The 24,164-nt window shown below is 49.2% G+C and carries 19 protein-coding genes; 11 read left to right on the forward strand and 8 right to left on the reverse strand.

Annotated elements, in window-relative coordinates; genetic code table 11:
• Genes COW20_15635 through COW20_15650 form a run of 4 tightly spaced genes read right to left on the reverse strand, consistent with a single transcriptional unit; the run spans position 1 to position 6,958 of the window.
• A complete protein-coding gene (locus COW20_15635; protein ID PIW46351.1) occupies positions 1–2,181 on the reverse strand; it encodes a hypothetical protein in 2,181 nt (726 codons plus the stop codon).
• Positions 2,168–4,315 carry a hypothetical protein gene (locus COW20_15640; GenBank protein PIW46352.1) on the reverse strand — a complete coding sequence of 716 codons (2,148 nt, stop codon included), beginning with the start codon at positions 4,313–4,315 and terminating at the stop codon, positions 2,168–2,170. Before COW20_15640 ends, COW20_15635 begins: the two co-directional genes overlap by 14 nt.
• A gap of 1 nt (position 4,316) precedes the next feature.
• Positions 4,317–6,263, reverse strand: a complete 1,947-nt coding sequence (locus COW20_15645) for a hypothetical protein (GenBank protein ID PIW46353.1) — start codon at positions 6,261–6,263, stop codon at positions 4,317–4,319.
• On the reverse strand, positions 6,260–6,958 hold the full coding sequence (locus tag COW20_15650) for a glutathione S-transferase (protein ID PIW46354.1): 699 nt from the start codon (positions 6,956–6,958) through the stop codon (positions 6,260–6,262). The genes COW20_15645 and COW20_15650 overlap by 4 nt, the downstream gene beginning before the upstream one ends.
• A 35-nt stretch (positions 6,959–6,993) precedes the next feature.
• Between COW20_15650 and COW20_15655 the strand changes: the two genes are divergently transcribed.
• The 6 genes from COW20_15655 (at position 6,994) to COW20_15680 (ending at position 11,454) form a co-directional block, all read left to right on the forward strand.
• On the forward strand, positions 6,994–8,187 hold the full coding sequence (locus COW20_15655) for an acetyl-CoA C-acyltransferase (GenBank protein PIW46355.1): 1,194 nt from the start codon (positions 6,994–6,996) through the stop codon (positions 8,185–8,187).
• Positions 8,188–8,195: 8 nt separating this feature from the next.
• Positions 8,196–8,543 (forward strand): hypothetical protein, encoded by a 348-nt coding sequence (locus tag COW20_15660; protein PIW46356.1) that lies wholly within the window; start codon positions 8,196–8,198, stop codon positions 8,541–8,543.
• Between the two features lie 161 nt (positions 8,544–8,704).
• Positions 8,705–9,553 carry a hypothetical protein gene (locus COW20_15665; protein PIW46357.1) on the forward strand — a complete coding sequence of 283 codons (849 nt, stop codon included), beginning with the start codon at positions 8,705–8,707 and terminating at the stop codon, positions 9,551–9,553.
• On the forward strand, positions 9,546–10,478 hold the full coding sequence (locus tag COW20_15670; protein PIW46358.1) for a hypothetical protein: 933 nt from the start codon (positions 9,546–9,548) through the stop codon (positions 10,476–10,478). Before COW20_15665 ends, COW20_15670 begins: the two co-directional genes overlap by 8 nt.
• Positions 10,475–10,876 (forward strand): hypothetical protein, encoded by a 402-nt coding sequence (locus COW20_15675; GenBank protein PIW46359.1) that lies wholly within the window; start codon positions 10,475–10,477, stop codon positions 10,874–10,876. The genes COW20_15670 and COW20_15675 overlap by 4 nt, the downstream gene beginning before the upstream one ends.
• Positions 10,843–11,454, forward strand: coding sequence for a hypothetical protein (locus COW20_15680; GenBank protein PIW46360.1), 612 nt, complete (start codon positions 10,843–10,845; stop codon positions 11,452–11,454). The genes COW20_15675 and COW20_15680 overlap by 34 nt, the downstream gene beginning before the upstream one ends.
• A gap of 56 nt (positions 11,455–11,510) precedes the next feature.
• On the opposite strand, the gene COW20_15685 is transcribed toward COW20_15680, so the two are convergent.
• Both COW20_15685 and COW20_15690 read right to left on the reverse strand, forming a co-directional pair.
• Positions 11,511–14,381, reverse strand: coding sequence for an FAD-binding oxidoreductase (locus COW20_15685; GenBank protein ID PIW46361.1), 2,871 nt, complete (start codon positions 14,379–14,381; stop codon positions 11,511–11,513).
• Positions 14,378–15,163: a hypothetical protein gene (locus COW20_15690; GenBank protein ID PIW46362.1), complete on the reverse strand. Its 786-nt coding sequence runs from the start codon at positions 15,161–15,163 to the stop codon at positions 14,378–14,380. Before COW20_15690 ends, COW20_15685 begins: the two co-directional genes overlap by 4 nt.
• Between COW20_15690 and COW20_15695 the strand changes: the two genes are divergently transcribed.
• Together COW20_15695 and COW20_15700 are read left to right on the forward strand one after the other, a co-directional pair.
• Positions 15,155–15,931, forward strand: coding sequence for a hypothetical protein (locus COW20_15695; protein PIW46363.1), 777 nt, complete (start codon positions 15,155–15,157; stop codon positions 15,929–15,931). The genes COW20_15690 and COW20_15695 overlap by 9 nt on opposite strands.
• Positions 15,931–16,440, forward strand: a complete 510-nt coding sequence (locus COW20_15700; protein ID PIW46364.1) for a hypothetical protein — start codon at positions 15,931–15,933, stop codon at positions 16,438–16,440. The genes COW20_15695 and COW20_15700 overlap by 1 nt, the downstream gene beginning before the upstream one ends.
• Here COW20_15700 and COW20_15705 read toward each other — a convergent pair.
• The gene (locus COW20_15705) at positions 16,437–18,116 is read right to left on the reverse strand and encodes a hypothetical protein (protein ID PIW46365.1); all 1,680 of its coding nucleotides are present in this window, start codon (positions 18,114–18,116) and stop codon (positions 16,437–16,439) included. The genes COW20_15700 and COW20_15705 overlap by 4 nt on opposite strands.
• The gene (locus COW20_15710) at positions 18,104–18,901 is read right to left on the reverse strand and encodes a multidrug ABC transporter ATP-binding protein (GenBank protein PIW46366.1); all 798 of its coding nucleotides are present in this window, start codon (positions 18,899–18,901) and stop codon (positions 18,104–18,106) included. Before COW20_15710 ends, COW20_15705 begins: the two co-directional genes overlap by 13 nt.
• Positions 18,902–19,073: 172 nt before the next feature.
• On the opposite strand from COW20_15710, the gene COW20_15715 reads away from it, so the two are divergent.
• Genes COW20_15715 through topA form a run of 3 tightly spaced genes read left to right on the forward strand, consistent with a single transcriptional unit; the run spans position 19,074 to position 23,970 of the window.
• On the forward strand, positions 19,074–20,231 hold the full coding sequence (locus COW20_15715; GenBank protein PIW46367.1) for a hypothetical protein: 1,158 nt from the start codon (positions 19,074–19,076) through the stop codon (positions 20,229–20,231).
• Positions 20,216–21,352 (forward strand): DNA-protecting protein DprA, encoded by a 1,137-nt coding sequence (gene dprA / locus COW20_15720; GenBank protein ID PIW46368.1) that lies wholly within the window; start codon positions 20,216–20,218, stop codon positions 21,350–21,352. Before COW20_15715 ends, dprA begins: the two co-directional genes overlap by 16 nt.
• 23 nt (positions 21,353–21,375) lie before the next feature.
• Positions 21,376–23,970 (forward strand): type I DNA topoisomerase, encoded by a 2,595-nt coding sequence (gene topA / locus COW20_15725; GenBank protein PIW46369.1) that lies wholly within the window; start codon positions 21,376–21,378, stop codon positions 23,968–23,970.
• The last annotated feature ends 194 nt before the right edge of the window (positions 23,971–24,164 follow it).

A 24,164-nucleotide genomic window follows, 5' to 3' on the forward strand; every position in this document is an offset into this window, starting at 1 on the left:
TCAGGAGCGGTGCCAGGGATTCCACCAGTTCCAGCGTCCCAAAAGCAGCATAAAACTGGGGACCAGGAAGAGTCTGAGCAGGGTGGCATCCAGAATCAGGGCGGCAGAAATACCGATTGAAAGTTCCTGAACCAAGGGGGAAGCCGAAAATACGCCCGGTAAAAAGACCCCCAAGAGAATAATCGCCGCCCCAGTAATCACTGCGCCTGAACGCGCTAACCCTTCAATCACAGCCTCTTTGACGTCCCCATGGTTGTGATAGCCTTCTGAAATACGGCTCAGAATCAGCACCTCATAATCCATGCTCAAACCAAAGGTAATGCAGAAAAGAATAATCGGCACCAGGGCTGTAACGGCCCCCGGTTGCGGGGTATGCAGCCAGGTTTTAAACCAACCGTATTGAAATACCCCCACCAAGAGGCCAAAGGCCCCCAGGATGGGCATAAAATTCATCAGTCCCGCTTTCAGGGGCAGAATGGGGGTTTTCATATAAATACCCAGAATCAGTAAAATGCCCAGCACTACCAGAGCCGTCATTCCGGGTGCGTAACGGTAAAGCTCGTGGGTAAAATCGCGGGCCCGATCGACAATGCCGCCGACTTGAACTTTGAGACCCTTGCTTTTTTTTGCCTCCAGGCGAATCCCATCAATAATGGTGTAAATGGTTTGAATATCCAGATTTTTATCGGGATAGACCTGCAAAATGGTGCGGTTGCGTGTTTTGTTTAAGAGTCTGAAGACCGGATGATCGGCTGGCACCATGCCCAAATTGCTGAGCGTGTCCAGAGATCTGAAAAAAGAGAGGTATTGTTCGGGTTGAAAATCGGGGTTCCAGCGGGTAATGCCAGTAACCGAATCAACATGGGGCAGGGCTTCAATCGCCTGAATCAGGGGTTCGGATTGCTTTAAAAAAGCTTCATCCAGGATCGATTGACCTTCCGGAGCAGAAAGCACCACATCGATGGGCAAAAGTTCTCCTCCCCAGCCATCTTTTTTCAGGGTTTCATAGCCTTGTACCGATTCACTGCGGTTCGGAACCACTGCCTGGAGGGGCTCCCAGAGCTTGAGATTCAGGGCCGGCAGGGCCAAGGCTCCCATTGCCAGCAAAGAGAGCAGAAAATAACGTACGGGATATTCCACCACATGGGCAGAAAAACGTCGCCAATAGGGATAACTGTCGATTCGTCCGACGGCACGGGAAAGAAAGCGGGGAAATTCAAGCACTGGGCGGGCTGTGAGCAATAAAACAGGAAGAAAAATCAGAGCATTCAACAGCGAGAGAGAAACGACAAGGGTCAGGCCCTGAACCACCATCCGGCTGGCTGAAACCTCGGGAATCAGCAATACGGCGATACTGGCAATCATAATCAAGGCTGAAAAAAGAATCGTTTCACCGGAATGACGCAGGGTTTGATTCAAAGCTTCCTGATCGGTTTTTCCCTGGCGGGTTTCTTCACGAAAACGGCTGACCATAAACAGAGAATAATCAATCGCCAATGCCAACCCGACCATGCTGTTCATGACAAATGAAACCGGGGTCAGTTGCAATCCCATCAGCAGGGTCAACGCGTTGAGCAGTATCAGGGTTGAGGCTCCCATCAAGATCGGCAAAAGAGCGGCAAAGAGTCCGCCAAAATTCAGCACCAGAATAATAAACGCCAGTACCAGGGCGATTTTTTCATTTTGTGACGATTCCTCATAGACCGCATTGTTCATATCAAAAACAAAGCCCACATGTCCTGTTAGCCAGGCGCGTGTTTTGTTTTGTTTTTCCCATTGGCGCAGCCAGGTGCGCATGGGGGGAGTTGCCTGTTGGGCCTGAACCAGATTCAGTTTGGGATCATACTGTAGAAAAAAAAGGCTTTGCTGGTGGGGGCGGTGCCCAGGAATTTCAAACAGGCGGCCAATTTCTTTGGGAAAGGCTTTTTTCATGGCTTCAGCCAATCCAGGGGCAGGGCCTTCGACGACAATGCCAGCAGAGAGATCGGGATTGAATTGAAAGTCCTTTTCCAGAATTTGGGTCACTTGCCAGGCTTCTGTGCCTGTAGCTCCTGAAATTGGGGATTGCACCATGGGATGCCCTTGTTTGAAGAGGTAAACCAGGCTGGCTGCAATCAAGAGCAGCCAGAGACTGAGCAGGAGAACTTTTCGCTTTAAGAGAAATTGACTAAGTGCTTGCATGGCGAGCCTCCTGAAAAGAATGCCAGAGCTGTGTTGCTTGAGGCGCAAGGCCCTTTAAAACTTGGTTTTCGGGAACAAAGAAGAAGGGTTTCACCGTTTGGATTTGTGTGGAATCAGGATGCAAAGTCAGTTCAACGCTCCAGAGTGCGCCTTGCTGGTAAGCTGCGCCCGGAAGGTTCGAGCTGAGATTCCCACAACTGTATAGACAAATACTGTTCTGGTGCTTTTCAAAAGGTTGAACCAAATGGCTGTGGTGGCCCCAAAGAAGATCTACACCGGCCTCTGCGAGCAGATGAAAACAGGCCTGTTGGGTTTGGCTGGGAAAAATTTCGGCTTCATAGCCCCAATGCCAGGAAAGAATCAGCAGATCGACTTCAGCCTTCAGTTCACGAATTTTCTCCAGCCAGGTGGCCTGGCGCTTTTTATCCTGCAAAAACTTGTCTGGGCTGAGCAAGATCAGATGGGGGTCGCGCTTGAGCAGAAAGTTCATACCAAAACTGAAAGCAAGAAAGCCCAGTGTGAAATTTTTAAGTTTGACCTTCTGAAAACGGGAATCGATCGGGGTCAGGCCAGGCCATTGCCTTAAAGTATCTGCGCTGAGATTGAAACCTGAAACGCCCTGGTCGAGGGCATGGTTATTGACGAGATTGATGATCTGAAAAAGCGGTTTTTGAGAATGATACAAAAGTTTTTCCAATTGTTGAGGGGTAAAGGCATGCAGATGTTGATCGCCGATTTGATCCGCCAGCACACCTTCTAAATTGAGACAGGCCAGATCATGAGCGGCTATTTCCTGTATCAGCTCTGAAGACCAAGCTTGTGGCAAATCCCGGTGAGGGCAAAGATCTCCTGCAAAAAGCAGCTTGAGGGAATGGACTTCGCTCTCAGAGGCTTGTGATTCAAGCTTTAAATCCGTTAAGGAAATGGCATCTGAAGCGGGGCTGAAAAGGGGATCTTTCTGTTTGCGAAAAACATTGACCACAGTCAGCGGGCCAATCCAAGGAAAAACAGCTTCAGCACGGGTTCTCTGTGGGCTGAGGCCCAGCGCCCGCAGGGCGGGTAAAAGCAAAAGCAAGAGAATGCCCCAAACGCCCGCCAGACCAAAACTTGCAAGGCCCGCGCCAATGATCATAGCAGGATCACTGAGACAGCTAAACAGGGCGAACTCCCTTGCTGTGGCTGCTTTGAGGCCAAAATTGAGGGTGCCAATATAGACCAGGCCGGAATGAAAAAGGGCAAGTACAAAGATAAAACCGATTTGGTGGGTCACCAGAAAGGCGAGTAAAAGGGCTGCGATCAGAAGGGGCAAATAGACCTCAAGGTGTTTTTTGGGGAAAACCCTTAATCCCCGTTCGGTGAGAATTTGCCCCATCACAAAGAGTACAGAAAAGGCCAGCATGACTTTGGCAATCGAGAAACCGGGCAGAAACTTGTTTAAATAGCCTGCGGTAAAGGCAATCAGATAGCCATAGAGCCCCTTGGCCAGAAACAGAGTCGAGAATTTTTCGAACCAGTCATTTTCACGCAGGAGTTTTTTCAGGGAAAGATCCCGATCGGGCAGCGGCGGATGGGGCGTAGGCAGCAGGAGCAAGAGAATGGGAATCAAAATAAACAGCAGTCCACTGAAATTTAGGGCACGGGTATAGGGCATGAGCAACTGAAGACCTGAAACCATGACAGGGCCTAAAACATAGCCCAAGGCAAAGACTGAATTAAACAGCGCAACGCGCTTGCCGACATTCTCAAAGGCATTCAGAGTGACCAGATAATTAAACAAAGGGGGAGTTGCCAAGCCCCCCATCAGGCCTTCCAGCAGGCGACCAGAGATAAAACCAGGGGTATTGTTGCAGAGCGCCATAAAAATAAGTGAGAGCCCGAAACCCATTTCATAGAGCGGATAATTCCAGCGTTTGGCATTTAAGCGTTCAAAGAGATAAATCGACAATTGGCCCAGCAAAAGCCCTAAAAAATAGAGCGAAAAAGCCCAGGGTGCCTGGGGGCCCAGGGCCTGGTTCAGAATCGGGACGAAGCCACTGGCAAAAGCGCCGTGCAAAAATGCCAAAAAAAGCAGAATCAGAGCGATGAACAGATGCATGCGCTGACTTTTTTCAGACTGGCTCTGGGGATTTTTCACCTCAGTGTTCGCCTGACGGATCGAGCAGCGGATTCGGTAAGCGGCTGGTACAGAGTGCAAAGACCTCTTCAGAACTGCGACTGGTTTGGCGATCACTCTCTTTTAAAGGGCTAACGCGTAAGACTTCGCTCAGGTTGGTAATGCCCTGGGTGGCTTTATAAAACCCGTCTTCGGCAAAAGAAACCAGTTGTTGATCTTTGCGGGCAAGGTGTCGGATCGCAGACAGGGTTTGACCAGAGATCAGGGCATCGCGGATCGGATCACTCATCACCAGAATTTCATGCAGGGCAGTACGTCCCTGGTAGCCTTGAAAGAGACATTCATTGCAGCCCATCGGGGTATAAAAACTATAGAGGTGGGGGTCTACAGATTCTAAAGGAAAGCGGGAAAGTTCTGCTGCTGAAGGCTCATGAACCACTTTGCAGGCATCACACAGGCGTCTGACCAATCGCTGGGCAATTACACAGGAAACCGTTGAGGCCAATTCAAAGGGGGCCATGCCGAGGTGCATGAGATGAAAGAGTGCGCTGGCCAGATCGCGGGTATGCAAGGATGTAAGCACTTTATAGCCCATGACCGCCGCTCTGACCAGCGCTTGGGCTGTGGCGGTGTCGGGAATATCCTGAACCATGACGATATCCGGGTCTTGTTCTACGAGTGAATCGATCAAATAGGCAGGGCTTTGCTGGCCACTTAATTCAGTCTGAACCACGCCGGGCAAGGGGTAGACGATCGGTTTCTCAAGTGAAACCAAGGCTTTGTCCAGATCGTTGAGATAATTCATGGCGGCGTAGAGCGTGGTCGATTTTCCCGAGCGCGTGGGGCCTGTGACCACGACGATTCCACCTGAAAGGTCCAACATGCGTTGCGTGGTTTTGAGATTGACTGGCGAAAAACCAATCCGCTCAAGATTCAACAGGGTGCTGTGTTTTTCCAGTAAGGAGATCACGATTTTTTCACCCCATTGCCCTGGAAAAGTGGCAATCCTTAAATCCATTTCTTTGCCGCGAATTTCTGCCTGGAGATGGTTACTCTGGGGATTTAAGCTCTCCTCGGGCTTGAGCTTTGCCAGTTTTTTAAAGTGTTGAATTAAGGCGGGGGTTACATGGGCGGGTAAATCGGTCTTGTGATGCATCAGGCCATCAATTCGGAAACGAATGCGCAAATAACGTTGCTGCGGTTCGATATGAATATCTGAAGCCCGGTCGTGGACGGCACTTGAAATAATAAAATTGACAGCCGTGGCTGTGGGGTCTGTGCTCTCACTGGATTCTTCCAATTGAAAGGGATTGCTTTCCTTTTCAATCACGAAATCTTTTTCTTTGTGAAGTTCTTTGAACAGGCTTTTGAGGCTTTCACGCAATTCTGAAGCAGGTGCGATTGCAGGTAAAATCTGGCATTGAAAACGACTTCCCAGGCTTTCCAATAAGTCTTGGTTGAGGGGGTCTGCCATCACAACTGTCAGTTGGTTTTCATGGCGGTGCATGGGCAAATAGAGCTGGTTGAGGAGCTCTTCGGGATCCAAGCCTTGAAGCAGGCGGGGATTGATCAGCTCCAGCGAGGGCAACATGCGGGGAATATCCAATTGCAGACTGAGTGCGTCGGTTAATTGGGATTCATTGATGATCTGATGCTCTATCAAAAGAGAGCCCAAACGTTTATGCTCTATTTTTTGCAGTTGAAGCAGGTGTTCCAATTCGGCCTGGGTAATCAGACCTAAGTTTTGCAAAAGCTCACCCAGATACATGCGCTTATGGTATTTGCGCAAAAGGGATTGAAGCTCACGGGCTGAGATCAATCCCTTTTCAACACAAATCCGCCCCAAGGGAAGGTAGGTTTCCTGTTCGGCCTGAAACTTGAGAATTTTCTCCATTTGAGCAGGCTGAAGAAAACCTTCCTTGACCAGAAGATCCCCAATGCGCAGATTGGGTTGAGTGTGCTCACTCACTTTGCTTTCTTCCAGCTTTCTCGGGCTTCCATGCGTTCGATCCAAGCTGCTACTGCCGGAAAGGCTGAAATATCAAGTCCCAGTTGTTGACGGGGAACCAGGGTAGAGGCCAAGGCGAAATCTGCAACAGAAATACGCCCGAGAAGAAACTCACGACCTGTTAATCCTTGGTTTAAGACCTGGGTCAGACGTAAAAAGTCTTGGGTGAGAGAGGCCACAAGAACCGCATCAGGCTCTTTGCCCGCCATGGGTTTAAACATTTTTTCGACCGCCAGATTGATAATCGGCGTATAATAGTGGCCACTTTGCCAGAAAAGCCATTGATCCAGGCGTGCCAAAGGGCGTGCGTCTTCTGGCAAAAGTCCCGCCTCAGGTTTGAGCCGGGCCAGGTATTTGATAATTGCATTGGATTCCCAGAGCACGAACTCCCCGTCTTCAAGTACAGGGACTTTGCCATTGGGGTTCTTCGCCAGGTATTCAGGGGTTTGCCCCCCTCCTTGCATAATATCGACGGGAATTGTTTCAAAGGGCAGTTCCAATTCATGCAAAACAGCACGTACTTTAAAGGCGTTGGGGGAGAGATTCAAATCATAAAGTTTAAGCATGGCAGTAAGCCTCCTGAGGGGATACCTCATTTTACCCCAGACCTGATGATCTCTGAAGCCCTGACGGCCTTGACTCAAAATCGAGTACACTAATCACAAGAGATTTATTGAATTGAGGTAACTCCATGAGTAAAGAAGTGGTGATTGTCAAAGCCAAACGCAGTCCGTTTGGTAAATTTGGAGGTTCTTTGGCCTCTTTCAGTGCTGTCGAACTCGGCGGCCATGTCATCAAGTCGATATTAAACGAAACCCCTGAAATTACTTCAGAGAATTTAGAACAGGTGATTATGGGGATTGTCGTGAATGCTGGCGTGGGTCAGATTCCTTCCCGCCAAGCAGCTGCCAAGGCGGGTTTGGGAGTACAGGTAAAATCCCTGACCATTAATAAAGTTTGTGCTTCAGGCATGAAGGCTGTGGGCTTGGCGGCTCAATCCATTCGCGCCGGGGATGGCGATATTTTTATTGCCGGTGGCATGGAAAGTATGAGCAATACGCCTTATCTCATGCCCAAAGCCCGTTGGGGAGCCCGCATGGGAGATGCTCAACTGGTAGATGCCATGATTCACGACGGTCTGTGGTGCGCTTTTCATGATGTGCATATGGGCATTCATGGCTCTGCGGTAGCGGCTGAATATAAGGTTTCACGCGAGGCTCAGGATGAATGGGCACTTCGCAGCCATGAGCGGGCCCACAAAGCAACCGAGTCTGGCCGCTTGGCCCAAGAAATTGCCCCGCTTGTGATTCCTCAGAAAAAAGGCGATCCCCTGACCGTGGCTCTGGATGAATCCATTCGCCCGGATACGACGCTTGAAAAATTGGCAAAACTCAAACCCGTATTTGATGCCAGTGGCACCGTGACAGCAGGAAATGCGCCTGGGATCAACGATGGTGCAGCTGCTTTGCTGGTGATGTCACGGGAGAAGGCCGATGCCTTGGGGCTGAAACCGCTGGCCCGGATTGTCGCCTATGGCGAAGTGGCCGAAGACTATCCTTACCTGGCAACAGCCCCCGCCCATGCCATTCAGGTTGCTTTGAAAAAAGCTGATTTGACCCTGGCTCAGTTGGATCGGATTGAAATCAACGAAGCCTTCGCTTCGGTAGCTTTGATCAGCTCACAGATCCTGGGCGCCGATGCTGAAAAAGTCAATGTCCATGGCGGTGCGATTGCGATGGGGCATCCGATCGGAGCCAGTGGTGCCCGTTTGATTGGCACCTTGGTCTATGAGTTGATGAGCCAGGGGCTGAAATATGGCGCGGCAGCTATTTGCAGTGGCTCTGCCCAAGGGGATGCCATTATTATCGAAAATCTCTGTCTCTAGCGCAAAGCATGCCGTCGGCAGATCCTGAATCCAGCTCTCTTTCCCTGAACGTAATTGTTCTGGCTCCCGAATGGGAGAAGGTTTTAGGATCTGCTTTGCAGCCAACGCCTTTGGGTATGGAACTTCAGCTCAATGCCGCTTTGCATCAGCAATTGAATATCGCTTTAGAGCGTGCGCTGGATTATTGTTGGCAAGAAGGCTTTTACCGCACAGCCCTCTTGGTCGACCCCAGAATCAGGCGGCATTTACACCGCCTGATTGAAAAAAAATTTCCACGTTTGCCCGTGATCTCTTATCTTGAGGTGGCACCCGGTTATCAGCTGAATATTTTACAGACGCTAAATCTCGAAGTTTAATCTCATTTTGCGCTTGATCTCAACGTGTAATCTGATTCGTATGAGCGCTTTCCTTTTTTCTGGCCGGGCCGGAAGAGGGCTAACTTGTTCTGGATCAAGGCAGATTTATGTTTGCGGGTTATACTGAACATAGAAAAGAAATGCAATAAGGGAGTCTGCCCATGAATGCTCAAGCCCGTCCCTGGTATCAACTTAATCTTTCCCCCGATAAACTCACCAATGCCCGTTTAGAATTACATTGGGCCTCTCAGATTGTTGCGGCAGTGGGGGCCACTTATCTCCCCTTTCATCCTGATATGTCCCATACGGGCTTGGGGATTGATCCGCAAGGGCATATTTTAGGGCAGGAAGTGAAACCCAGCAAAACTTTTCGCTTGGCATTGGATATCCGCAATTTGAAATTGGAATTGCAGGGGCATGGCTTAAAGGGTTTTGAAACGGTAAATAGCTTTAATCTTGCCAATCATAAATTAGACGCTGGTTTTGATTGGGTGGATCAGGCCCTGCAGGATTATGTTGGCAGTAGCTTGAGCAGAAAAGTGATGCGCAAAGCAGAAATGCCCTGGCAATTGCCTGCTCATCCCTTGGGGGGCGGGGCGATTTTTGCGGCTCCCAATCCCAGTTTTGAAGAGTTATACCATTGGTTTGCCAATGCCGAAGGTATTTTGCAGGAAATATTCAGTTTGCACCCCATGAATGCCACCCGTCTCACACTTTGGCCCAAACATTTTGATATGTTTTTCAGTTTTATTCGCCCTGTCTATTCGGTTGCGATTGGTTTTTCTGCAGGCGATGCGGTGATGAAAGAACCTTATTTTTATATCAAGCCTTCTCCTTTGCTGCCAGAGCCTCTGCCTACTCTGACCTATGGCGAATGGAAAAAAGGCAATTGGAATGGCGCAGTTCTGACTGCCGGCGAAATTCTTGCTGCTGGCAATGGCCAAGCGCAACGTGATTTGACCTGGAAGTTTCTCTATTCAACGCTGGGTGTTTTGAACTGGCTTGTCTAAGCTCAAGCCTTTCTCGCTACTTTCCTTCAGCCGTCAGGATTTGGCTCGTTTTTGCCTGCAGATAGAGTCTGAGGGTCTGTTTGAAATAGACAGTGGAAAGCCGGGCCCTGTGGTGGGTATTCTGGCGCATACCCATGGCAATGAACCCGTTGGCTTGGCTGCGATTATGGGGCTGCTGGCTGAAAATGCCCTGGCTGATCGCCTAAAAGTGGGAAAAGTGTTATTGATTGTCAATAATCTAGAAGCCGCTCGCCGTTTTTATCGCGAAGCAGAAGGGCAAACCACAACCGCTGCCTGGCGATTTGTCGACCAGGATATGAATCGGGTGCCAGAGGTTCTGGCTGGGGAAAGCTATGAGCTTCAACGGTTGCGCCAGGTTTTGCCTTATTATCAAAGCTTGACCCATGTGCTGGATCTTCACAGCACCAGTGCCCCATCTGAACCCATGCTGATTCAGAGCGAAAACGCTCCCGATTTAAGTTTTCCAGGAGTATCTATCCAACTTCAAGGCATCATAGCCTGTTTGCGTGGGAAACCTTTAATTTCACTTTGCAAACAGGCTGCTGGCTATGTGGTGGAATGCGGCTCCCATGAAAACCCAGAAAGTTGGCGATTGGCGCAAGCGGTAAGCTGGCATTTCCTTGCAGAATTGGGACTTTTGGATGGCCCTGTTGTTCTATCCGAACAGGATTTAGAGACCTATGAGATTTATCAGGCAGTGGTTTTTCCCAATGCATCCTACCAGCTCACGAAAATACTCGAAAGTTACGAATTTTTGCCGCAAGGCATGGTTTTGGCCCGTGGAGAGGGCGAACCTCTTGTGATTAAGCAGGACAGCTATGCGATCATGCCCTCACCGCGTTTACGGCCTGTGCATTCCGGCAGTGAGTTTTTGTTTCTAGCCACTCGGAAAGAGCGTCTATGAAAACCCTGCGTGTGAGTTGTGCCGTATTGCGGGCCTCAGGTAAAATCTTGGCAGCACAACGTTCTGCGCAGATGTCGCATGCCGGTCAGTGGGAGTTTCCGGGGGGTAAAATTGAAGCCGGTGAAAGCCCTGAAGCTGCCCTGATACGTGAAATTCGCGAGGAATTGGGGATAGAAATTGAGATTGAATCTGCTTTGCCTGTGGTTGAGCATATGTATCCCGAACGGCAGGTTCAACTTTTTCCCTTTGTCAGCCGTCTTCTTTCAGGCCGACTTCAACCCCATGAACACAGTGAACTGCGTTGGTGCCAACCTGATGAGTTAAAATCTTTGGATTGGCTGGAAGCGGATATTCCTGTTGTGGAATGGGTTTTGAAATCTCTGTCTCAGGGGGAATAAAGATGCAAATTGAACGGGTTTTAGCGGAGCTTGAAAAAGCCTGGAAAGAGGTTTTGCCTGACCTGGCTACGGGTTTATTGCTCGGTTTATCGGAAACGGAGTTTGAGGCCCTGCGCCCAGAATTGCCTGTGAATTTTCCAGAAATGCTCAAAACCCTGTATCTTTGGCACAATGGTCAAAATCCTGAACAGATCAGCTTTTTATATCACCATTTTTACAGTTTGGAAGAAGCCTTGTTTGAATACCAACAAAACAGGCAGGTTTCTGAACAGATCAAACAGACCGCAGGTATTGATACCTGGCCTGAAAACTATTGGCCGATTTGGGGGTTTGAAGGGGAGTATTTTTTGATCGATCTGGATTCAGGGCAGATCTATTTCTTCTTTGTACAAGACAGCCCACGGCTTTGGTATGACAATTTAGGGCAGATGATAACCTGTTTGACTCAGGCGGTTCAAAATGACATTTTCAGGCAGAATGCTCAGTCTGAATTAGAAACCGATCAACTGGCCTGGGAAAAATTGCGTTTGGCCTTGGTCTGTTCAGAAGCTGATTCTGGCCCGCTATACGCTGATTAAATCTGTTTCAGAATTTACTGTTCAATCCAGGACACAATTGAACCCGAGATTGAAGATTATGGCTGGGGATTGAGCGCTTCTGCCAAAACTTCAGCCAGATGCTTTGGAGAACGCTCGCTGAGACCTGCAATTTGCTGCCAGCAGGAGGTGCCACTGATGACGATTTCGGACGTTTCGGGTAAATTTCTTAAGGCCGGTAAAAGCCGTTCTTCTGCAATTTGACAGGAAAGCTCATAGTTTTCTTTTTCATAGCCAAAGGTACCCGCCATGCCACAGCAACCCGTGTTGAGCAAATCAACCTGAATACCAGGAATCAGGTTGAGGGCTTGTATCGAGGTCTCTGCACCCACCAGTGCTTTTTGATGGCAGTGCTCATGATAGGCCAAAGAGCGGCTCTGTGCTTGAAAAGGCAAGACTTTGCGCTCCGAACATACCTGAAGTAACCATTCCTGCAGGCTAAAGCTTTGTTGGGCCAAAACTTTGGCTTCAGGCCAAAGATCAGGGTATTCATCGCGAAAACTCAAGATACAGCTGGGTTCACAGCCAATCAAGGGGATTCCCGCCTCCATCATCACACGGTGGAAATCTAAAAATCTGCGGGCCTGGGCCTTGGCTTGATCGAGCAAGCCCAAGGAAAGAGAGGGCCTGCCGCAGCAGACGGGCGCAGGAATACTAATTTGATATCCCAGCGCTTCGATCACCGAAGCTGCTGCCAGCCCTACGTGGGGGTGGTAATAATTGGTGAAACAATCTGCAAACAAGGCCACCAGCCCATGGGTGTCTGTTTGCTTGTTTCTTTTGGGCTGCCATTGTGTGTGAAGTGGCTGGGCCGAAAAAATCGGAAATGTGCGGCGGGAATCTAGACCTAAGCTTTTTTCAAGCAGATTTTTGACAGTTGGGGATTTGAATAGATAATTTGAAAGCGGTGCGCTGGCTGAACCCAGGCGATTGAGCCAATCGAGGCGACTGAGCAGGCGACTGCGCCAGGGAACGCCCTTTGCTTTTTGCCAATGATCTAAAAACTCCAGTTTAAGTTTGGCCATATCCACTTTTGAGGGGCATTCTGCCTTGCAGGCTTTACAACCCAGGCAGAGCGCAAAGGTCTTTCTGAGTTCTGCCCGATCTTCCTGACTTAGCTGGGGGTTGAGCATGAGCAAGCGCAGCGCATTGGCACGGGCACGTGTGCTGTCTCGTTCATCCCGTGTCACCATATAGGGGGGGCACATGGTTCCCGTACTGACTTTTCGGCAGCCGCCGCAGCCATTGCAGAGCTCAATTTGGGCACGAAAGCTTTCCTGCTGGGAAAAACGCTGCACGGTTTGCCAGGGGGTGGGGGTGTAGTTTGCGCCGTAACGCAGATTCTGATCCATCGGCGGGGCGTTTACAATTTTTCCTGGGTTGAGTAAGTTTTGGGGGTCCCATGTGGCTTTTAAAGACTTGAAAAGTGAATAGACCGTGCTGCCAAAGAGTTTTTGATTGAATTCACTACGCGCCAGGCCATCTCCGTGCTCTCCACTCATGGCTCCGCCATAGTGCATGACCAGATCGAGAATCTGCTCCGAGAGTGAGCGCATTTTGGCGACATCTTCTCCTGATTGCAAATTCAGCAAGGGACGGATATGAATGCAGCCGACGCTGGCATGGGCATAGTAGGCGGCTTCTGTTTGATGGGCTTTGACAATCTTGTCGAATTCACGGATAAAGGCTTGGAGCCGCTCGGGGGCGACGGCTGTATCCTCGATAAAGGTCACGGGTTTGCGTTTGCCCGGCATGCTCAAGAGCAGTGGTAAACCTGCCTTGCGAATGGCCCAGACATCGGCCTGAACACGTGGGTCACAAAAACGGCTGATTTCGATGCCTTTGATTTCACTGCGCGCCTGACGTTCTCCGCGCTCCAAAAGTGCAAGCAGCTCACGTTCTGAACCGGCTTGGTATTCTACCAATAGAATCACTTCTGCAGGATATTCCATAAAACTGAGTTTTTGGGCGAAGGCTGGGTTTTCGCGGGTCAGGCGCAGCAACAATTCATCCAAGACCTCACTGGCACAGGGCTGGGTGGTGAGCAGGGCATGGCTGCTTTCAAGGGCCTGGTCAAGGCTCTTGCAATAGAGAACCAAGAGACCCCGATAGGCCGGTTTGGGGCTGATTTTGAGTTTTGCGCTGCGCACCAGGGCCAGGGTGCCCTCTGAACCTGTGACCAGATCTGCCAGATTCCAATCTTGATCTGGATTCAGAAAGGCATCGAGATTATAACCGCTGACTCTGCGCATGATTTTGGGGAAACGCGCTTCAATTTCTGTCTGCTGGGTTGCAAGGCTGTGGCTCAGGTTTTGCCAGATTTGGGCTTCAAGCGATTTCCCCTGCATTTTTTGCCTGCGCATTTCCGGGGAAGTCGGGCAAAATGTAGTTTCAGTTCCGTCTGCCAAGGCCACTTCCAGCTCCAAGACATGATCCAGGGTTTTGCCATAGACAATCGAGCGGGCGCCACTTGAATTATTGCCAATCATGCCGCCCAGGGTGGCCCGGTTACTGGGGGCGACATCGGGGCCGAACCAATATCCATGGGGGGCCAGGGCTGCGTTGAGATGATCGAGCACGACCCCAGGTTCTACCTTCACCCAGGCTTCTTCGGTATTGATCTCAATAATTTTCTGAAAATTTTTGCCCAAATCGAGCTGAAGGCCATGCCCAATCGCCTGTCCTCCCAGGCTGGTGCCCCCACCACGGGCGGTGAGGGGAATTTGGTTCTGCTGCATAAAAGTCAGGGTGGCGAGTACATCCTCCCAAACAGCAGGTATAATCACGGCTTCGGGCATGAGTTGGTAAATCGAAGCATCGCTGCTGTAATTCCAACGTGAGATCTGGTCTGTGCGAACTTCTCCCTGAATCTGTTTTTGTAAATCGAAAAAGGGCAGTTCAGTGCTCATAAAATGCGGGGGGCCAGGGTTTTGATTTCGCGATCGAGTTCCTTGTAATCGGGAATATACTGATACACCAATTCCCAAAAGCGGGCACCATGATTTTTATGGGGTATATGTGCGAGTTCATGTACCAGAATGCTGTCGATGCAACGTGGCGGCAGTTGAATGGCCCGGTAATTCAAATTGATTTCATTGCGAGCAGTGCAACTTCCCCAGCGGCGTTTGTGCCTTTTCAAATAGACCTGGCGGGGATAAAGTCGCATCGTTTCAGACCAGTATTCCAGGCGGGGAATCATCCAATTCAAGGCTTCCCGACGCAGAAAGTTTTGAATGGCCTCTTCGCGAATACTGAGGTGTTCCTGACAGCGAGGCGGCAGTTGCAGAACCAATTCCTGTTCTTCCTGCCAAACTCTGATCAAAGGTTGAAAATTATCCTGTTCGAGCTTCAGCTGCAGGGCGTTCCCTAAAAGCAGAACCGGGCTGCCATGGGCCAAACGTGGACTGTTCTCCTCGGGCTGAATCTGATCGAGTTTTTTAAAAATCCAGTTGGCCTTGCGCACCAAGAGCGCTTCAGCATCTTGTTGGGCCATGGCAGGAGAGCGCAGGGTGACCCCCTCCTGGTTCACGACAATATAACTGTGGCGCAGGTTCTTTTTGACCTCATGGCGCCAGCGCAGGGTTCTGTTTTGTATCAGCAGTTCGGGCATGGTTTTTCTTGACCTGTGTTTCAGGGTACCATAGGAAAAATCAGCCGCGTTAAGCTCTAAAGGAAACCAGCAATGATTCATGCGATTGTTCGAGATCGTTCGACGGTACTCTTTCTTCTGCTCTCCTGTTTTTTCGTGACCAATGCCCTGATTGCTGAATTCATTGGCGTTAAAATTTTCTCATTGGAGCAAACCCTGGGTTTGCAACCTGTCAATTTTACGCTCTTGGGGCAGTCGGGCTTGGCCTTTAACCTGACGGCAGGGGTTTTACTCTGGCCTTTTGTTTTTGTTTTTACAGATTTGATCAATGAATACTATGGCAAAAAAGCTGTAAGCTTTCTTTCCTGGATGACGGCGGGTTTGGTTTTCTATGCCTTTGCTATGTTTTATTTGGGCATGCACCTTCCGCCTGCTGGCTTCTGGCCAGGCAGCAGTAAACTGGTGCCCGATATGAACAAAGCCTTTCAAGCTGTTTTTGGACAGGGGCTGTGGATTATTATGGGGTCTATGGTGGCTTTTCTATTGGGGCAACTATTAGATATCACCGTCTTTCAGCTTTTGAAACACCGTACCGGTGAAAAGGCGCTTTGGCTAAGAGCGACAGGATCGACACTGGTTTCTCAATGGGTTGATAGCTTTGTGGTTTTGTTTATCGCCTTTTATTTGGGGGCAGGCTGGAGTTTTCAGTTGGTATTGGCGATTGGGCTTGTGAATTATGTCTATAAGGTTCTTTGTGCCCTGGTGATGATTCCTGTGATCTATGGGGTGCATTTTGCCATGGATCACTATTTGGGGCACGAGGTTGCGCTTAAAATGCGGGCCTCGGCTTTGCACCCGGTGGACGAGTAGTGGGGGCCCCCTGTTTGGTTTGGACAGAACTTTTCAGCTTTAAGGCTGAGCCCATCAGGGGCTGGGATTGGTTTTTTTCACCCCTCTCGCTGCGAGATTGGTTGAAAGATTGGCTTTTGCCTGCAGCAATCGAAAGTCTTTTGCAATCGGGGCATTCTACACGTGATCTTCACAAGCTTTTTGCGCTTGCCGAAAACTCAGACTGGGCAGCAACCGTTCAGCAAGTGGCGCTGGCTTTGAATGAATTGATGGCCGTGCCCCCCTTGTATCTAAAAGAGGGGTTGAGTGGTTTTGCACACGACTACGAGCGTATTTTTGCAACGACGCCTCTGCCCCAGCGTTTGCGCTTGCATTTTCACTTGCGCAATGCCGGAGAAATGATACTTCAGGAAGGGCTTTTGCCTGCTTCCCAGTCAATTGAGCCTGCGTTTCTTTTGGCTTTGTGTGATCGGGCCGAATCTGATCAAGAGGCTTTGCTCAGCCTGCGTCTTTTGCTTGCGCAGGATTAACTCATCACGGGTTGGGTGATTTTTTCAAGAATTTCAAGTTTGTGCTCTGTAAAGAGTTCTTCACTTAAACGCAAAAGCTGAAAATAGCAAAAAATCATAATGCCGAGAATAGCAAACATGACCAGATTGCGGGGTTGATGTGTCCATTTTCCCAATCCCTGTGCCAAGGCAGGCAGAGCGAGTAGGATGGAAAGCATCTGAAAAGCCAGTAAAACAGGGGTTGCATTTTGACGGTAGCGGGTTTGATTCAGATCCAGGGGCATGGGAAAACGGATCGAAATAATCGTTCCCAAAGGCAGAGCCCCCAATATCACGCAGCTAAAAGCGAGTGCTAAAAAAAGCAGGGTTTCGAGGGGAATGGGTTCGTAAAAAACAGTATAGAGATAGAGCACACCTAAAAAACCACTCCCGGTAAAGCAAGCCATGGCCAGATGTTTTCCCTTTAATAAGCGCCTGACAGGCATGGGGCCTGAAAGATAGAGTTTAAATCCTTCTCCGTCTAAGCCAAAGAGATTGCAGAAAAGAAAGAGTGAGGTCATGAAGATATAAGCCATTGCACTGAGGCAAACCGTAGTTGCGGGCAGCGGGGCTTGCGAGGTGCTGATCAGCAATAGGCGCATTAAAATAAGCAGAAAAGGGGTTAAAAAGAAGCAGAGTTTACCAATCACACTGCGCGAGAGTGAACGCAGCTCTTTTCTGACAATGAGTGCCAAAGGGTATCCGAGAAACCCAAGTAGATGACTTTTTTTCCATGCAAAAGAAACTTGGGCCTGATCGCGAGAGCCAGACTCTGAGGTGACCATTTGTTTTAAGAGGGAAGTTCCCAGTTGGTTGCCCAAAAGCAACCAGAGAAAGAGTCCACTTAAAGCCGTTCCTGTTTTTAGTAGGTTATGCTCAAGGCCTCCGGTCAGGGCGAGGGTGGCCATGCCCGGAGGACTCAGGGCCAGCCAATAATTCAGCGGCCCCATGAAACCCAGAAAATAACCAGGTTCTCTCAAATTGTTTTGCCAATCGGGATGGTTTTCAAAGGCACTGCTGATAACCGCTGGAAAAAAGGCCAGCAGAATGATGCCTGCCAAAAGAACCAACGTGGCGGTTTCTCGCAGTCGCCGATTGGCAAGTACGCTGCTAAGTAAATTGACCAGCAATCGGCTCCAAACCACATGAACCGACCCAAAGAGTAAGCCCAGTATCAGCAGAGGAGCTAAAACTGAGAAGCCTTCGAGTAAAAAACCGCCTACGATCAGCCCCAGGACCATGGGGTAAAAAAACAGACTCCAGGGTTCAAGAAACCCCGTCAGGGTATGCAAAACATAGAGGTTTTTAAATGAGAGCGGATAGACCAGCAACTTGTGCAGGTCGAGATGTAAATTTTCATTCTGCAGTGCAAAAAGCAAGGGAGAGAGTAGCCAGATCAGACTGAAGAGACTGAGCATGAACAAAAGTAAAGTCTGCACCATTAAAGCCTGAAGGCTGCCTACTTGGCTGAATTGACTTAGGATAACCACCAGATAGCCCATCACCCACCCCAAGGAGCCTGCCATCAGCGTACTGATGATCAAGGTGATGATGACACCTGCTTTTTGCAGGGTAGACGGATTTTTCCAGGCGCGTTGCAATAATTTAAACTGGAGTTGAAATAGCGCTTTGAATTGGGGGCGTGTTATTGCATCCATGAGAGGCTCGTCGCTTCGGTCTTTTGCCCCACCAATTGAATAAAGGTTTCTTCAAGCGATGCGGTGCCCAGCGGTTTGTCCTGGTTCATGCGATCGAGAACCTCCTGCAGCGGGCCAGAGGTCAGGAGTTCTCCCTGGTGAATGATGCCCAAGAAATTACAGAGTTTTTCGACAATTTCCAGAATATGGGAAGTTAGAAAAACGGTGACCTGTCGCGAGGTTAAACTCAGCAGTAAATCGCGCAAGATCTTTGCCGAAACGGGGTCTACACCTTCGAAAGGTTCATCCAGAAAAAGGATCCGTGGGCTGTGAATCAATGCGGCGGCCAAGGCTGTTTTTTTCTTCATGCCATGTGAAAAGTCAGCCAGCAGGGTTTCCTGTTTCTGTTCAAGTTGCATCAGCTCAAGCAATTCCTGGCTGCGGGCTTGGGCTGTTTTTTGATCCAGGCCATACATGCCCCCAACAAATTCAAGATATTCAGACGCTGTCAAACGTTCAAACAGGCTAAGTTTTTCAGGCACGACGCCAATCCATTGTTTTACCCTGCCGGGTTTTGCCCAAATATCCTCCCCCAGGAGTTTAATTTGCCCCTGGTGGGGTTGTAAAAGCCCCGTCAACATTTTCAGGGTTGTGGATTTGCCTGCGCCATTGGGCCCTAAAAAACCAAAAAACGCGCCTTGTGGAACGGTCAGATTGAGATCTTTTACAGCCTGAAAATCTCCAAAATGACGGCCCAAATTGCGAATTTCAATCGCAGGAAGCTCTGAGGGGGGGAGGGAAAGCATATTCGACATGACACCAGTATATCTTAAGCAAATCTAAGTCGCGCAAAATAGTTAAGAAAAGAGTAACCAAACTTTAATTTTGGTTTAATTTTAGTGCTTTTTTCGAAAGCTGTGATGACGATCCGATGACAAAGTAACTATAGATGCAGGAGTAGTAGAGAGGTTTTTAATTATGTCACGGAGAAAATGGTTTTCAGGCTTGATGACTTTATCAGCCCTTTTGCTGATAACCGCATGTGGCGGGGATCGCAGTGATACGCTGGTTCCCGGTATGCCCTATTATAATCCCAATCAAGACAATCAATACAATCCAAAACCTGATACCCATGGCTATAATCCTGCTCAGCCCGGTAGTTCTTCTTTCTCCGTTTTGAAAAATGTTTTTCTGCGTGTGGATCCTGAAATCGGTGTCAATATCTCTCATCTGGAAGGCCGCTTGGAGCCCAAACGGGCAGGTGACCCTGTCATTTTTGATGATGTACGCTCTTTTGTATTTAATATTTATGCGGGCCAATTGGCAATCGATGCCGCCAATATTACACGCTTAAAAAATAAATATACGTTTAATTATCCCGACAGTCCCCTGAAAGATATTGAAATCAGTTTTACCCCTGGCCGTATCAGCATGAAGGGCAAAATGAAACAGGTGATCTGGGTTCCTTTTGAAATGGAAGGCACCGTCCAGCCCGCACATGATGGCACCTTGATCATGATCCCGGATTCGATTCGTGTGGCCGGTATTCCCGCCAAAGGCCTGATGGATGCTGTGGGGCTTCAAACCTCCAAACTATTGAAACTGGCTGGCGATCGGGGCGTTCAGCTTCAGGGCAACAATATTCTCTTGGATTGTACCAAGCTCTTTCCTCCCCCCCAGATCAACGGCAAAATTGTCGCGGTTGATGTTCAGAGCAATCAATTGGTGCTTCATTTTGACAATGGCCAACGGGCTCCCAAACGTTTGCCTCCCGATATCAGTGCGCGCAGCTATATGCATGTTTATGGCGGCAATTTTCTGATTATGAATGAATTGCAACGTGGCGCTGAATTGCAGATGGTGGATATGAACCCTGCTGACCCCTTTGATTTTTATCTGGGTGAATATAAACGCCACTTGAAGGCTGGTTATGTCAAAGTCATGAATGATATGGGCTCTTTGATTACCCTGATGCCCGATTATTCTAAAATTTCAAGCACCAATGTCTGGGACCAGTATCCTGGGGGTCAACCCACGACGGTTCCTGGCAGTGCCATGCGTTCAATGAGTGCTTCAACTCGTGGGCGGGCCACTCAGAATTTCATGCCAGCGCTTTCCTATTGGACACAGAATTAACGCTTCAGGAGCAGATTTATCGGGTAGGTTTAAGTGCTTGCCTTGAAATTGGCTCCCGTCGGATGCGATCCCTGCTTCAGCATTTAGGTTCTGCTGAAGCGGTTTGGTCGGCTTCTTTGCAAACGCTGCAAACACACGCTGGCCTGAGCCCTCGAACGGCTGAAAAAGTACACTCCCATTGCCGTCAGACCGATCCCCATACACTCTATGAAAAAACGCTGGAAGCTGGCTATCAGCTTTGTTTTTTTGAAAGCTCAGACTATCCCACCTGGTTGAAAACCATTCATGATCCTCCTTTTTTACTCTATTGGCAAGGCAATCCAGAGACCTGGAAATCTTTGAACCCTGCGCTGGCGATTGTGGGCACCCGGCAGGCGACTTCTGCTGGGCTGGAACTGACCCGGAATTTTGCCCGCGAACTTGCCATGGCGGGGGTTACGATTGTCAGTGGCCTGGCAACAGGCATTGATACGGCTGCACATTTGGGGGCCCTCGATGCTGACGGAAAAACGGTGGCCGTTTTGGGGATGGGCTTGGCACAGATTACACCGGCTGAAAAGCGCCGTCTGGCGCATACGATTCAGCAAAATGGCTTGGTGATCAGCGAGTTCTCACCTGCGTTTAAAGCCACACGCTGGAGTTTTCCATTGCGCAACCGGATTGTCAGTGGCTTATCTCAAGGACTTTTGGTGGTAGAAGCGGCCCCCAAAAGTGGCGCGCTGATCACGGCTGATCTGGCGATCGAGCAGGGACGTGAAGTCATGGCTGTTCCTGGGCCTGTCATGGCTCCCCAAAGTGCAGGGCCGCATGCGTTGATTCAGCAGGGCGCGGCCCTGGTCACCTCGGTGCCTGAGATCTGTCAGGTAATGGGATGGGAAGTGTCCTTGCCAGTACTTTCTGAAGCTCAACCTGAAGATAAAGGCTTGACAAACTCCGAAAATGAGGTTTATCTGGTATTGAGTGAGATGCCGCAGACGATTGAATCCTTGACCCAAAAAATTGAATGGCCCGTGAGTAAACTTTTGACTGTTTTAACCCAACTGGAGATCAAAGGATGGGTTCAAGAATGGCCTGGTTCCCGTTTTAGTCGGTCAGGTCAAGTTGCGCATCAGAACCCTTAGCAGTAAATAAGAAAGCAACAGAAATGCCAACCAAGAGCCCCCGGGCAAGCAAGACCCCGGCCAAGACGCGCAAGACAAATTCTGATTCCGCAGCCAATTTGGTAATTGTCGAATCTCCCGCCAAGGCCAAGACCATTGAAAAATATTTAGGAGAAGGCTACCGAGTCGTTTCCTGTTATGGTCATGTGCGCGATCTTCCCAAAAATAACAAAGCCATTGATATTCAAAATGGTTTTGCACCTACCTATGTCGTTTCAGACGATAAAAAAGATGTCATAAAAGAATTAAAAAGTCTGGCGAAAAAAGCTTCGTTGGTTTACCTGGCCTCAGACGACGACCGCGAAGGAGAAGCTATTTCTTGGCATTTAAAAGAATCCCTCAATTTAAAAGATGAAGCTGTGCGCCGGATTGTTTTTCATGAAATTACGAAAAACGCCATTCTCAAAGCGATTGATAACCCGCGTACGATCAATACCCATCTGGTCAATGCCCAGCAGGCCCGACGCATTCTCGACCGTTTGGTCGGCTTTGAACTCTCTCCCATTCTGTGGCGAAAGATCAAAACAGGTCTTTCTGCAGGCCGGGTTCAGTCTGTGGCTGTACGCATGGTGGTGGAGCGTGAGCGTGAAATTGAGCAGTTTCAGTCTCAGTCTGCCTTTCGGGTTGTGGCTTTGCTGGAGGTAGAGCCCGGCAAAACGCTCAAGGCTGAATTGAACAAACGCTTTGCCGATCTGGCCAGTGCCCGCGCCTTTCTTGAAAAGTGCCGCGAGGCAGCTTTTACCATTTCAGACCTTCAGGTGAAAGAGGGCAAACGTTCGCCTGCGCCTCCGTTTACCACTTCGACTCTGCAACAGGAAGCCAGCCGGCGTTTGAATTTTTCAGTGGCGCAAACCATGCAATTGGCGCAACGCCTGTATGAGGCCGGTAAAATCACCTATATGCGTACGGATTCTTTGAATCTTTCTGAAGAAGCCATTCAGCGTGCTGCCAGCCGGATAAAATCTGAATATGGCCCAGAATACGCTCAGACCCGCCAGTATAAAACCAAGAATCAATCTGCTCAAGAGGCGCACGAAGCGATTCGTCCCACAGATTTTGCGGTCGAATCAACGGGCACGGATCGAGCGGAAAAGGCTTTGTATGAAATGATCTGGAAGCGTTCGATTGCTTCACAGATGTCAGATGCCCGGATTGAAAAAACCACAGCCTCGATTGCCATTTCTGGCGTGCCCGACGAAAAACTGGTGGCCACAGGCGAAGTGATCAAGTTTGAAGGCTTTCTTAAGGTCTATCTTGAGAGCAGCGACGATGAAGATTCTGAAGAGAGTAAAATGCTTCCCCCCTTGAAAAAAGGGCAATTACTGGCGCTTGAAAGCATGCAGGCCCGCCAGACATTTTCCAAGCCGCCAGCGCGCTATACCGAAGCCTCTTTGGTTAAACAGCTTGAAGAACAAGGCATCGGCCGCCCTTCTACCTATGCCCCTACGATTTCGACGATTCAGAAACGGGATTATGTTATCAAAGAAACCCGTGAAGGCAAAGAACGCATCTATTCTGAGCTTCTTTTGAAAGCGGGCAAGATTACAGAGAGTCAAAAGACTGAAATTTACGGCAGCGAAAAAAGCAAGCTTTTCCCCACTTCGATTGGCAAAGTGGTTACTGATTTTTTAGTGGAATACTTTGACAATGTGATTGATTATTCCTTTACCGCTTCCGTTGAAAAAGAATTTGATGATATTTCACGCGGCAATAAAAATTGGAATGATATGATTGCCCGTTTCTATTTTGATGATTTTCATCCCAAAGTAGAGAAAACTCAGGATGTCGATCGTTCTCAGGTGGGAACGGTGCGCGAGTTGGGCGTAGATCCCAAATCCGGTCAGAAGGTGATTGCCCGCTTGGGGCGTTTTGGCCCGCTGGTTCAAATTGGGGAAACCACTGAAGAGGGAACCAAGCCTCGCTTTGCCTCCTTGGAACGCGATCAGTTCCTGGATACAATCACCCTTGAGCAAGCGCTTGATCTGTTTAAACTGCCGCAAACCGTGGGTTCCTTTGAAGATCAGGAGTTGATTGTGGGCAAAGGGCGTTTTGGCCCCTATATTAAACATGGGGATAAGTTTGTTTCAATCCCCAAGGGTGAAGACCCCCTCTCAATTACCCAGGAAAGAGCCACTGAATTGGTTTTGGCTAAGCGCAAAGCCGATGCTGAGAAGTTTATCAAGGGCTTTGATCAGGACCCGGATATTCAGGTTCTGAATGGCCGCTGGGGCCCTTATCTCAAGGCGCATGGTGAAAATTACAAGATTCCCAAAGATTTGGTGGCTGCCGATTTAAGCTATGAACAGTGTCTGAAACTGGTGGCTGAAGCTCCGCCTAAAAAGCCCCGTAAGGGAGCCCCTGTTGCCAAGGCCAGTGCTAAAACAGCTGCCAAAACGACTGCGAAAAAAGCGCCAGCGAAAAAGGTGGCCACTGGCAAAGCCAAGACCGCCACGAAGACGCCAGCGAAAAAAACGGCCTCCAAAACAGCCTCTAAATTGGATTTGAAAACTACAAAAGAAGCTGTTAAAAAATCAGTTTCAAAGAAAAGTTCAGCAAAGACCACTCCAAAAACAAAATAAAAATGCAGCTGATACCTAATCGGGGCTCTATTATTAGCTGTCGGTATTCTCTTAAATTTGATGATTAACCAGTGATCCCCTGGATTGCAAGGCACACACAAATACAGTGCCTTGCAATCCAGATTTCCTGGCATTTGAATAGCTGCTATAGGAACCTTTAAACTCAGTATGCTTCGTTAGAAGTCTCTCCAAAT

Source organism: bacterium (Candidatus Blackallbacteria) CG13_big_fil_rev_8_21_14_2_50_49_14 (assembly GCA_002783405.1).
Lineage (GTDB): Bacteria > Cyanobacteriota > Sericytochromatia > UBA7694 > UBA7694.